At 60.2% G+C, this 12,264-nt stretch carries 8 protein-coding genes and 2 tRNA genes; 1 reads left to right on the forward strand and 9 read right to left on the reverse strand.

The genetic code is table 11. From position 1 onward, the window contains the following. Positions 1 to 49: 49 nt before the first annotated feature. The 5 genes from BFQ01_RS09105 to BFQ01_RS09125 form a co-directional block, all read right to left on the reverse strand. Positions 50 to 1,174 carry an integrase core domain-containing protein gene (locus tag BFQ01_RS09105; protein WP_249226998.1) on the reverse strand — a complete coding sequence of 375 codons (1,125 nt, stop codon included), beginning with the start codon at positions 1,172 to 1,174 and terminating at the stop codon, positions 50 to 52. Positions 1,175 to 1,325: 151 nt separating this feature from the next. Then, on the reverse strand, positions 1,326 to 2,612 hold the full coding sequence (locus BFQ01_RS09110; RefSeq protein ID WP_065925009.1) for a virulence factor family protein: 1,287 nt from the start codon (positions 2,610 to 2,612) through the stop codon (positions 1,326 to 1,328). Then, positions 2,612 to 5,254 carry a bifunctional lysylphosphatidylglycerol flippase/synthetase MprF gene (mprF, locus tag BFQ01_RS09115; RefSeq protein ID WP_065925010.1) on the reverse strand — a complete coding sequence of 881 codons (2,643 nt, stop codon included), beginning with the start codon at positions 5,252 to 5,254 and terminating at the stop codon, positions 2,612 to 2,614. The genes BFQ01_RS09110 and mprF overlap by 1 nt, the downstream gene beginning before the upstream one ends. A gap of 266 nt (positions 5,255 to 5,520) precedes the next feature. Beyond that, positions 5,521 to 5,597, reverse strand: a tRNA-Met gene (locus BFQ01_RS09120). 260 nt (positions 5,598 to 5,857) lie between these two features. Next, positions 5,858 to 5,934, reverse strand: a tRNA-Met gene (locus tag BFQ01_RS09125). A gap of 283 nt (positions 5,935 to 6,217) precedes the next feature. Between BFQ01_RS09125 and dinB the strand changes: the two genes are divergently transcribed. Next, positions 6,218 to 7,276 carry a DNA polymerase IV gene (gene dinB, locus BFQ01_RS09130; RefSeq protein WP_027605471.1) on the forward strand — a complete coding sequence of 353 codons (1,059 nt, stop codon included), beginning with the start codon at positions 6,218 to 6,220 and terminating at the stop codon, positions 7,274 to 7,276. A 64-nt stretch (positions 7,277 to 7,340) separates the two neighbouring features. Here dinB and BFQ01_RS09135 read toward each other — a convergent pair whose 3' ends face one another. From BFQ01_RS09135 to BFQ01_RS09150, 4 genes are all read right to left on the reverse strand, one after another. After that, on the reverse strand, positions 7,341 to 8,294 hold the full coding sequence (locus tag BFQ01_RS09135) for a hypothetical protein (RefSeq protein WP_065925011.1): 954 nt from the start codon (positions 8,292 to 8,294) through the stop codon (positions 7,341 to 7,343). 20 nt (positions 8,295 to 8,314) lie between these two features. Beyond that, complete coding sequence (locus BFQ01_RS09140; RefSeq protein WP_065925012.1) at positions 8,315 to 10,030, reverse strand: proline--tRNA ligase; 1,716 nt, start codon at positions 10,028 to 10,030, stop codon at positions 8,315 to 8,317. Positions 10,031 to 10,185: 155 nt separating this feature from the next. Continuing rightward, the gene (locus BFQ01_RS09145; RefSeq protein WP_065925013.1) at positions 10,186 to 11,718 is read right to left on the reverse strand and encodes an AmpG family muropeptide MFS transporter; all 1,533 of its coding nucleotides are present in this window, start codon (positions 11,716 to 11,718) and stop codon (positions 10,186 to 10,188) included. A gap of 43 nt (positions 11,719 to 11,761) precedes the next feature. Then, a complete protein-coding gene (locus BFQ01_RS09150; protein ID WP_043293512.1) occupies positions 11,762 to 12,124 on the reverse strand; it encodes an MGMT family protein in 363 nt (120 codons plus the stop codon). Positions 12,125 to 12,264: the final 140 nt, after the last annotated feature.

Here is a 12,264-nt window from a genome sequence, read left to right on the forward strand (position 1 = left end):
GGGGTGTAGAACCGTAGACATCGTTTACATCTGAAACCGGGGACATCGTTTACACATTTGAGGCCTGGACGCGGGTCATACCTCGTCCAAGCCTCCCCAAGGGATAATCACACAGGTACAAATCCCAAGCTTCATCTTCAGCTTCTTTGAGCCCTATCCTTTCCCCGGACAGCGCCTCGCTGATAAATACCAACTTGCCGTTCCACTTGATCGATCCGTCCTGCCTGACGCTTCGAACTTTCATTTCTGCCGGATATTCCACATCGGGCAAGCATCCTGGATAAATTCGGGTGGACGGCACATACAAGTCTCCCGGACGTTTCATGCCGAGCGCTTCGTGAGGGCGTACGTAATTAAACTCATGCCTGAAATGCTCCAGCAAAAGCTGCTGCTCGACTAAGTTTTTCCCTAAGGGCAACTCAAGTTTCAAGCTACGGTGCATTCGTTCATGGCGACCATTCTGGGCGGGTCTTCCCGGCATGGTTCGCTCGGGATAAATACCCAGCCGAATCCACCAAACTGCCAGTGTGGATATTCTTGCCAGGCCAGGAGAGGCGAACGGTACCCCGTTGTCCGAACGGATAACTTCCGGCATGCCGTACTCCTGAAAAAGCCTCTCAAAGGCCTGTTTTACAGGCTGGGTCATGATCTTGGGATGGGCCCTGCACGCTAAAATCAGCCGCGACGCATGGTCTGTGACGGTCAAAGGGAAGCACATCTGAGCATTAAGCATCTTGAACTGCCCTTTGTAGTCAGCACACCACGTCTTGTTAGGTTCGTCGGCCTTTCGCATTTGTGCGTGGGAAATGCTGTGTCGGCGTTTGAAGCGCCGCTTTTTGACGAGCCCAAGTCGGTCAAGCCATTGACCGGCCGTACTTGGAGAGGGCCAGGTGACGGAGGGATCTTCCAGCCGTAATAGCTCGAGAAGCTTTTTCGGCCCCCATTTATCGTGAGCCTCCTTCATCGCGACTACACGGGCCAAAATCTCGTCGTCGGTTTTATTTGGGCTGTTGTGAGGTCGCCGGGACAGTTCGGATAAAGACCTCAAATCGCCGTCGTGCCGGGCAATCCACTTATCGACGGTAGGTCGGCTAACGTCAAAGCGGCGTGCCAACTGGCTTTTGGTGAAGTTGCCAGAAAGCCAATCAGCTACCAGCTTGATTCTTTGATTCATGGGGGACTCTTGGTTCCAGGGCATGATCAGTTACCTCCTGATCATGCGTATTAGCCTGTAAACCATGTCCCCGGTTAGAAATGTAAACGATGTCCCCGGTTTGTACCGGGGCAAGCCCCCTCCCACATTTTTTATCGCCTACAGCCTTAGATTAGTTGGCTTTGTCCTTGGCCTGGTGTTTGACGATGATATCCACCAACCGCTTGGCCAGTGCCGGATAGTTCTCATCGAAGTGATGCCCGCCCGGCAGTTTCACCGCCTCGCCCACGGCGGTCTTGTCGGTGCAGCCACTCTCGTCGACTTCTTCGGCACCGTAGATGCACACCACCTTGTCAGCCGGCAGCTTGGCCATTTCCGGGCCGGTCGCGGCTTCTTTGCCGGCGTTGCCCAGCCAGCCTTCCACTTCGATTTCAAAGCTGCCGGTGCGGGCGAAGGCCAGCAGGATGATGACGTCCACACGCTGTTGTTCGTTTTCCGGCAGGCGGTTGTAGATCGCCGGCAGTACGTCGGCACCGAACGAGTAACCGGTCAGTACAAAGCGCTTGGTGCCCCACTTCTGCCGGTAGTGCTGCATCAGCTCGGTGAGGTCCTTGGCGCTTTGTTCCGGGGTCTTGTGCTGCCAGTAGTAGCGCAGGGTGTCGATGCCGACCACCGGGTAGCCGATCTTGGCCATTTCGCCGGCCACGTCGCGGTCGAGGTCACGCCAGCCGCCATCACCGGAAAGGAACAACGTCACGGTGTCCTTGGCCTGGCCAGCCGGCACTTCCACCACGGGAATCGCCAGGCCGCCGTTGTCCGAACCCACCAGTTGCTTGCGCAGTTCGTTGTTCAGCACTTGCGGATAGTGAATGTCGTAGTCGCTGATACTGGTAGTGGCGCGCGGGGTGTCACGTACGAAACTGGCGCTTTCATCGTCAGGGTTGTCGTTCCAGGCCACCAGCCAATTACCGTGTGCGGCGGTTTTCGGCAGTGGGTCCTTGCACCCTTCCTGCACCAACGCGAAGCCGACGGAGATGGCGTTGGCCTTGTCGTCGCTCTGAGTGGCCAGCCAGCGCCAGGCGAGGGCGGCGCCAGGGCCGATGCCGCTGACCAGGGTCGCGGGGCCCTTGAGCTGGCCCAGGGCGCTTTGCAGCGCTTGTTCCTGGAGCTTGCAGTCATCCTTTGGCAGGATCACCTGGACGATCTGCGCCTTGCCGCCCTGGCTCAGGGTAATCAACTGGCTATCGGTCAGTGTTTCGTCAGCCATCACCGCCACCGCGACGCGGGCTTTCGGGGTGCCGGCCGGGGTCACGCGGGTCATCACCGAGCCGTCGGCCTGGGGCAGTTGCTCCAGGGTCGGCTGCGGGGCAGGGCGGTTCCAGAACCAAAAGCCGCCACCCAGGACCAGGGCGAGCAGCACTACAAAGGCCAATACATACCGCCAGGAGCGTCGAATCATCAGCGTTTCACCAATCCAGTCAAGCCGCCCGCGATCAGGGCGGCGGTATCGGCCAGTGCCACCAGCGGGTCAAGTCCTGCGGGCACGGCCATGTAACGGGGTTCCCAGTCAGGCTGGAACTTGTCTTTGAAGCGGCGCAAGCCTTGGAAGTTATACAGTTGCTCGCCGCGACGGAACACCATCGAGCCCAGGCGCTGGGTCAGTGGCGCGCCGCGTCGCGGTTGCAGGCCCGACAATGGCACCATGCCGAGGCTGAAGCGGGCGTAGCCGTGACTCTTATAGTGTTGAATCAGGCCGACCATCATGAATTCCATGGTCAACTTGGGCGCATCCGGGTGGGCGCGCATCAGGTCGAGACTGGCCAGGTCGTGGTTGTAGGTCTCGAGCAGGTTGGCGAAGGCCACCGGGCGGCCTTCGAAGCGAATGATCGCGATACGAAAGTGCTTGAGGTAGTCGTCGCTGAAGCGTCCGAGGGAAAAGCCTTTTTCCCGCACATTCTTACCGGTAAGCCAGGCGTCCGAGATGACTTTTAATTCATCCATCGGTGCCGTGCCGGGTTCAAAGATCTCCAGGGACAGGCCGTCCCGGGTGCCACGGTTCCAGGTGTAGCGCAGGTCCTTCATCTCTTTGCCCTTGGCTTCCAGGTCAAAGCGTTTCAGGTCGACGCGGGCTTCCTCGCCCAGCTTGATCGCGGTGAGGCCGATGTCCATGTAATAGGGCAGGTTCTCGGCGCGTACCTGATAGAACACCGGGCGCGCATGATGGATGTCGCACAGGTCGCGGAACTGCCAGATCATTTCGGCACGGGGCTGGGTCGGACCGATCGGGTCATACAAGGCCACCAGGCTGCGGCCGCGACGGGCATACATCAGGAACGCTTCGTCATTCGGGTGGAACAGCAGCGCCTTGTCGCCGGTCAGCGCCAGGCCGCCGTCGGGTTGCGACGATGCCATCAGGATCTTGCTGGCGCGTTCCAGCTCCTCGGGTGTCGGCAGGTGGATCACCGGGCGTGCGGTGCGCAGCAGCCAGGTCAGCGAGACGATGACCAGCAGCACGGCGGCGCCCAGCAGCGAGCGCAGGCCGCGCGGGGCATTGGCATCGAGGGTGAACTGCCACCACAGTTGATGGCTGTACGGTACATCTTGATACGCGAACAGCAGCAGCCAGATAGAAGCCCCCAGCACACAGACGCTGGCCACCAGATACAGCGGTGAGAAAGGCAGCTCGGTCAGGCGGCTGGCGCGATAGAACGAGCGGCGGAAGATCGCCAGCAGTATCGCCGTCATGGTCATCAGGCTGGCTTCTTCCCAATCGAACCCCTTGAGCAGCGAGAGCAGGGCGCCCACCAGCAGCAGCACCATGGTCAGCATCCACGCAGCCGACAGGCGTCGACGCAGGCCCTGGGCCAGCAACAGGCACAGCACGCCGATCAGGCTGGCACCGAAGTGCGAGGCGTCAATCAGGCGGTGGGGGATCAGGAAGCCGATGTTTTCCAGGCGTGAGTCGATTTCTGGCGTGGCGCCGGAAAACAGCAGGACCACGCCGGACAAAAAAACCAGTACGGCCAGCACCGGCGCCGCCAAACCCGAGGCTACCCGCAGGCTTTGCTGAGTCTGGAACAGGCGCTGCGCTTCGTTGACCAGCAGGAATACGCAGGCGATCAGCAGCGGCAGGACCACGTAGATCATGCGGTACAGCAGCAGGGCGGCAGCCAATGGCGCGGCACCGAGCTTGTCGGCGAATGCGGCGAGCAGGATGGCTTCAAATACGCCCACGCCCCCTGGCACATGGCTGAGCACACCAGCGGCCAGCGCCAGCAGGTACACGAGCAGGAACGGGCCGAAAGGCGGTGCTTCCGGCAGCAGCATATAAAGGACGGTGGCGGCAGCGGCAACGTCCAGTGCGGTGATGATCAGTTGCAGGAATGTCAGGCGGCGACCGGGCAGACGCAGGGTCCGACGCCCGGCTTTTACCAGCAGGTTGTCCGGGTAGGGTTGTTCCGGCAGGCGGCGGCGATAGATGCCGATGCACAACATGGCCGACAGCAACAGCACTGCGCCGGCAACGCCGCCGAGCACCGTTTGTGGCAAATGCAGGTAGGTCGACGCTGCCGGCAAGTTGCTCAGCGTGGCCAATGCAGCCAGCGGGGGCAGGGCGCAGCCCAGTGCCAGGCTGGCGAACACGGTCATGTGGGCGACTTCCGAAGCCCCGATGCCATGGCGTGCATATAAACGGTAGCGTACCGAGCCGCCCGAGAGCATCGACAGGCCAATGGCATTGCCGATCGCAAAGGCAGTAAAGCCGCCAAGGGCCAAGGTCTTGGCCGGCAGGTTCACCCCGGCATAGCGTGCGCCGGAAAATTCATAGCCCAGCAGAATGACAAACCCGGCGACGGCGGCGGCGAACGCACCGAGCAATGCGGGTTTGGGGACTTCCAGGATCGAGTCGTGGAGAGCGTAGAGGTCCAGCTCCAATAGCAGGTGCCGACAGGCGATCAGGGCGATTGCGAACAGCAACAAGGTCACGGCCAGCCCGATGGGTTGCCGGTATTTGCTCAACAGATCCAGCCAGCGCAAGCGGGTGGGGGCGATAGGTTGTTCTGCTGTGACGGTGTCTTGTGGTTCAGACGAGTTGGCGCGCATCAATCACCTCGTGGATTGTGCGCGACAGGATGGAGGTATCCAGCCAAGTTACCAATCCCTATGGACAAAATAATTACAAATATTAACGCGGATCACCGGGGGCGGCGACTGCGGCCATTGGTCGTAGAGGCGTAAGCATAGCGTGCAATGAGATGGACTCTACAAACCGTGTACGGTTTCATGAAAGATGCCATGCCATTGTTTCAGAAGAACTTTTTCATCGGATACAAAAAAGGCCACTCTTTCGAGTAGCCTTTTTTGATGTTTGGTTGCGGGAGCCGGATTTGAACCGACGACCTTCGGGTTATGAGCCCGACGAGCTACCAGACTGCTCCATCCCGCGTCTGTGGGCGGCATTCTACAGCCAGATGGCGAGGTGTCAACCGTTAATGAGCCGATGGGTCAAATAAGTGTGAAATAGCTGACATGTAACCTAAGTTCGCGATTGAAAACGCTTTTTGTAGTGAGCGGGCTTGCCCCGCGCCGGGCTGCGGAGCAGTCCGTGGTGAAGTGCACACTATCTTGTGTGGGGCTGCTTCGCAGCCCAGGACGGGACAGCCACAACAAAAAAGGCCACTCTTTCGAGTAGCCTTTTTTGATGTTTGGTTGCGGGAGCCGGATTTGAACCGACGACCTTCGGGTTATGAGCCCGACGAGCTACCAGACTGCTCCATCCCGCGTCTGTGTGTCGGCATTCTACAGAGGATCACGAGTGTGTCAACCTGTGAATCGAAGAAAAGCGCTTGTGGTTCAATCGGTTAGGTCTCCATGCGGGGCCATTTGAGGCGTGCGGGCCAGTAGGGCCAAGGGTTTCAGCTCTATTGGAAGGCTAATTTCGATTGAGAAAATAAATTCATCTAGGAAATTTCCTACCACTCAATCGGAAGATTCAAACTACTGGTGCTATATACAGGGGTGGATGCGATACTGGCCACCCGTTGGATTAAACCCGCCTTTCTACTTATGACGCAGCGCAAAATCATCCACGTTGACTGTGATTGCTTCTACGCCGCCATTGAGATGCGCGATGACCCGAGCCTGGCGCAAAAGCCCCTGGCAGTAGGTGGGTCGGCAGATCGAAGGGGCGTGATCGCTACATGCAACTACGAAGCGCGAGCGTATGGGGTGCGTTCCGCCATGTCGTCGCGACATGCCCTGAAGCTCTGCCCGGACCTGACCATCGTCAAGCCGCGCATGGATGCCTATAAGGAGGCGTCGAAGGAAATCCAGACGATCTTTCGCGACTACACCGACTTGATCGAGCCCCTGTCGCTGGACGAGGCCTACCTGGATGTCTCCGATAGCCCGCACTTTGGCGGCAGCGCCACGCGCATCGCCCAGGACATTCGGCGCCGGGTCTCCAACCAATTGCACATCACCGTGTCCGCCGGCGTGGCGCCGAACAAGTTCTTGGCCAAGATCGCCAGCGATTGGAAAAAGCCCAACGGCCTGTTTGTCATCACCCCGGATCAGGTCGAGGACTTTGTCTCCCAACTGCGGGTAAGCAAGTTGCACGGCGTGGGCAAGGTGACGGCAGACAAGCTGGCGCGCCTGGGCATCGAAGACTGCCTGCAATTGCGCGAATGGAACAAGCTGGCGCTGGTACGTGAGTTCGGCAGCTTTGGCGAGCGCTTGTGGAGCCTGGCCCGTGGGATAGATGAACGTGTGGTGCAGAACGACAGCCGGCGGCAGTCCATCAGTGTGGAAAATACCTACGATGTGGACCTGCCGGATCTCTCAAGCTGCCTGGCGAAACTGCCCGAACTGATGGAGACCCTGGCAGGGCGCATGGCGCGTATCGACAGCAGCTACAAGGCGGGCAAGCCGTTCGTTAAGGTGAAGTTTCATGACTTTACCCAGACGACATTGGAGCAGGCGGGCGCGGCGCGGGATCTGGAGAGTTATCAACAGTTGATGACCCAGGCGTTCAATCGCGGTGGGAAACCGGTGCGGTTGTTGGGGATTGGGGTGCGGTTGCTGGACCTGAGTGGCGGGAACGAACAGTTAGAGTTCTCCTGGTAGAAGCCGGGAAAAAATGTGGGAGGAAGCAAACCCCCACATTTGGATCTGCAGCGTTTTCGAAGCCTCAGCGTGCTCCGGGATCCGCCACCAACCGCCCCGCATCCTTGGTCAACGCCTGCAGGAATTCCTGCTGCAACTCGGGATCATTGCGGGTCAGTTCGATCAGGCTTTGTTCCAGTTCGCTGGCTTCTTCCTCCAGGCCCAGCTCCGACAGGCGCTTGACCCGGTGCACCCACTGGCTGACTTCATCGTCTTCCAGGTCGTCGTAGATCAGGCCGTGGGCTTCCAGCAACTTGCCGCGCAGGGTGCTGCTGATCGCCAGGGTCGAGTCCGAGTGCACGTCGTCCTGGCCATCTTCCACGCTGATCTTCAAGGTCGTGACGCGGTTCAGGTCCTGCTCGGCAAACGGGCTGTCCAACAGGTTCAGGCGCAGCACGCCGTTGCGGTCGGTGGTCAGCTCATGGGTCTGTTTGCCGGCGGTGACCTGGACCGGGCGCTCGCTCCAGGGCAGGCTCGAATACTCCACGCGTTTGTCGCGCTGGACTTCATCGATACCCGCCAGGTTCTGTTGCGCGCGCCCATGGGATTGCACGTTCATGAACGGGTTGAGACCGTCCACGCCGTAGGTCAGCCAGTCGTGGGTCATGCTGGTCGGCAGGTTACCGAGGGCGAAGATGTTCGCCACGTTGGCGCCCGCACCCGCGACCAAAGCCACTGCACCCAGGGGCATCTCATAGAGTTTGCGCCAGGGCTGGTAAGGCGTGTAGCGATCGTAACGACGGGTAACTTCGAATTCGGTGACCTCAAAGGTCTTTTGCTCGTGAATGCGAACCCGGCGTTGCGGCAGTTCCAGCACTTTGGGTTCGCCTACATCGATCTGCAGGCTGTGGTCGAGCAACTTACGCTCGACCCGCTCCTCGTGCTCACTGCGTTGCGACATCTGATTGGCGCAGCCGCTGACCAGCAGGGCGCCGCACAAGGCGGCGCCCCCCAGGGCTCTGGTGTTTCGCTTGAACATGACGTCTCTTGATCTGGTTTTCAGCGACGAATACGCGCCTGGAGGAAAGACAGCACGTCAGCCACCGGCAAGGGTTGGGCTTCGGCTTCGGTCCGGCTCTTGTATTCCAGATTGCCATCGGCCAGGCCGCGGTCACTGACCACGATCCGGTGCGGGATGCCAATCAGCTCCATGTCGGCGAACTTGATGCCTGGGCTGGTTTTCTTGTCGCGGTCATCCAGCAGCACTTCAAAACCAGCGGCCGTCAGTTCGGCATACAGTTTGTCGGTGGCTTCGCGTACTTGCTCGGTTTCGTAACGCAGTGGTACCAGGGCCACCTGGAAAGGCGCGAGGGCGTCACTCCAGATAATGCCTTTCTCGTCGTTGTTCTGCTCGATGGCAGCGGCAACCACGCGGGAAACGCCAATGCCGTAGCAGCCCATGTCGAGGGTAATCGGCTTGCCGTTCTCGCCCAGCACTTCGCACTTCATCGCCTTGCTGTACTTGTTGCCCAGCTGGAAGATGTGCCCGACTTCGATGCCGCGCTTGATTTCCAGGGTGCCCTTGCCGTCCGGGCTTGGGTCGCCGGCCACCACGTTGCGCAGGTCGGCCACGGTCGGCACCGGCAGGTCACGCTCCCAGTTCACGCCGAAGTAGTGCTTGTCGTCGATGTTCGCGCCGATACCGAAGTCGCTCATCAACTCGACCGAGCGGTCGATGATGATCGGCAGCGGCAGGTTCAGCGGGCCGAGGGAACCGGCACCGGCGCCGATGGCGTCGCGCAGTTCGGCATCGCTGGCCATGACCAGCGGGCTGGCCACGCCAGGTTGCTGGGCGGCCTTGATTTCGTTGAGTTCGTGGTCGCCACGGATCACCAGGGCGATCAGCTTGCCTTCTTCTTCGGCGTGCACGATCAGGGTCTTGATGGTCTTTTCAATCGGCAGATTGAATTTCTCCACCAGGGCCGCGATGGTCTTGGTCTCTGGCGTATCCACCAGGCGCAGTTCTTCAGCCGGGGCTGGACGGGACGTTTCCCGTGGCACGGCTTCGGCTTTCTCGATGTTCGCCGCGTAGTCGGAACCGTTGCTGAACGCGATATCGTCTTCGCCGGACTCGGCCAGCACGTGGAATTCGTGGGAGCCGGCACCGCCGATGGAGCCATTGTCCGCTTCAACCGCCCGGAACTTCAGGCCCAGGCGCGTGAACACATTGCAGTAAGCCTGGTGCATGCGGTCATAGGTGGCCTGCAGCGATGCCTGGTCGGCGTGGAACGAATAGGCGTCCTTCATGATGAATTCACGGCCGCGCATCAAACCGAAGCGTGGACGGATTTCATCGCGGAATTTGGTCTGGATCTGATACAGGTTCAGAGGCAGCTGTTTATAGCTGCTCAACTCGTTGCGCATCAGGTCGGTGATCACTTCTTCATGGGTCGGGCCGGCGCAGAAGTCGCGGCCATGACGGTCCTTGAAGCGCAGCAACTCAGGGCCGTACTCTTCCCAGCGCCCGGATTCCTGCCACAGCTCGGCCGGTTGGGTGCTCGGCATCAACACTTCGAGAGAGCCGGCGGCGTTCATTTCTTCGCGAACGATGGCTTCGACCTTGCGCATCACCTTCAAGCCCATGGGCAGCCAGGTGTACAGGCCCGAGGCCAGTTTGCGGATCATGCCGGCGCGCAGCATCAGCTGGTGGCTGATCACGACCGCATCGGAAGGCGTTTCTTTCTGTGTGGCGAGCAAATATTGACTGGTACGCATGGTAGGCCGTTGTCGGTTGCTTGGACTTGAAATGACTTGGGATTGTACGGGCGCAAACTGCCGCCGTACAGGCATCAGAATGCAGGGCTGTCTGTAGGCGCAGAGCTTGCTCGCGATGGGGGCGCCGCGGTCTGGCTTTTAAAGGGCCCCCAGAATCAGTCCTCTACCGGCGGATTCAACCGAATCCGCCGATTCTCCTGATACCAGTGCAACGCAATCAGCAGCAATGTCGGCACGCCCAGCATGCAGGTGATCAGGAAGAAGTTGTGGTACCCGAACTTCTCCACCATCACCCCCGAATACCCGCCGATCAGGCGAGGCAACAACAGCATGATCGAGCTGAGCAGCGCATATTGGGTGGCGGAAAACTTGAGGTTGGTCAGGCTCGACAGGTAGGCCACGAATGCCGACGTGGCCAGGCCCGAGCTGAAGTTATCCAGGGAGATGGTGAAGATCAGCATCTGCAGGTCGGGGCCCATGTCGGCGAGCATCACGAACAGCAGGTTGGTCCCCGCCGACGTCACGCCGCCGATAAACAGGATCGGCAGGATGCCGAAGCGCACGATCAGCAGGCCGCCCATGCCGGCGCCGAGCAGGGTCATGATCAGGCCGAAGATCTTGCTGACCCCGGCGATCTGATCCTTGGTAAAGCCCTGGTCGATGTAGAACACGTTGGCCATCACGCCCATCACTGTGTCGGACATGCGATAGGTGGCGATCAGCCCCAGCAGCAGCAATGCCTGCCAGCGGTAGCGCAGGATAAAGTCGTTGACCGGCGTGAGCACCGGCGCCAGGCCCCGTCGGCCCATGGCCGACAGGCACAGTGTGGTGAGAATGATATAGAGAATGGCGCGCAGGAACGCGCGGTCGTCCATCAGCAAGTCCCACAGGCTGACGCCCTGGAACAGCACGCTGGCGAAGTCGGTGTTGAACAGCTGGGTGAACATCGCCGGTACGGACACCAGCAACACGATCAGCACGAACACCGACACCAGTTGATGCACGAAGCTGTAGCGCCCGGCCTGCAACTGGGTGCGCAGCGGTACATTCGGTTCGCGCATGAACAGCGTGGTCAGCAGCGCCGGGATCATCAGCACGCCGAACAGCACATAGGTACCGGTCCAGGCCGAGTGCTTATAGTTGAAGCCGGTGGAGCCGAAGCCTTCGGCAAAGAACAGCGCACCGGCCGTGGCCAGCAGGGCGGCGATGCGGTAGCCGGACATATAGCTGGCGGCCAGGGCGGCCTGGCGGCTGTCGTCGGCGATCTCCAGGCGATAGGCGTCGACCGCGATGTCCTGGGTGGCGGAAGCGAAGGCCACCACGACGGCAATGGCGATCAGCCAGGACAGGTGTTTCTGCGGGTCGCAGAAGCCCATGCCGATCAATCCGAGGATCACCAGCGACTGTGCAAGCACCAGCCAGGAGCGACGACGTCCGAGTTTACCGAGCAGTGGCAGGCGCCATTGGTCGAGCAGCGGCGACCAGACCCATTTGAAGGCGTACGCCAAACCGATCAGGCTCGCATAGCCGATGGTCTCGCGGGCCACACCGGCCTCACGCAGCCACACCGAAAGCGTCGAGAACACCAACATGTAAGGCAAGCCGGCGGCAAAGCCGAGCAACAACAGCACTAACGTCGAGGGGCTGGCATAGGCGGCGAGCGCGGCGCGCCAGGTTTTACGGGGCATGGGCTGGAGTCTGCCTCAGATTCACGGAAACAAAGCGCGCACTCTAACCGCTGTGCTCTACCGGGCGCCAGCCATGGCGCTGAATATCCACGCGATTGTTGCGCACCGTGACGCCCTCGTCACGCAAGCGCGCCCGTTGCTCGTCGCCTGAGGCGCTGCCCACCGGCAGACTTATCCGACCACCGGCACCCAGCACGCGATGCCAGGGCAATGTGGTGCCCTCGGGAAGTTGGCTCAAGGTACGACCCACCCAGCGCGCGGCGCGTCCCAGCCCGGCCAGTTGCGCCAGTTCGCCGTAGCTCACCACGCAACCGGCGGGGACTTGCGCCAGGGTCAGGTACAGCGCGGTGCGGCGCATTTCGGCGGGGGTTTGTGGGGCATCGGCAGGCTGATTGACTGTGGGCATATCCGTTGGGATCTTCGGTCTTTTGTAAGAAACGTCTGTAAGTATGCTGTTGAGAATTGAACTCAACACAAATCCTTGAGTCAGTCCTAGCTATCTAACACGATAATCGCCCCTTTTCGCCAACCTTGAGCTCCCCATCC

The sequence above is a fragment of the Pseudomonas sp. 8 R 14 genome (genome assembly GCF_900005955.1).
GTDB lineage: Bacteria > Pseudomonadota > Gammaproteobacteria > Pseudomonadales > Pseudomonadaceae > Aquipseudomonas > Aquipseudomonas marginalis.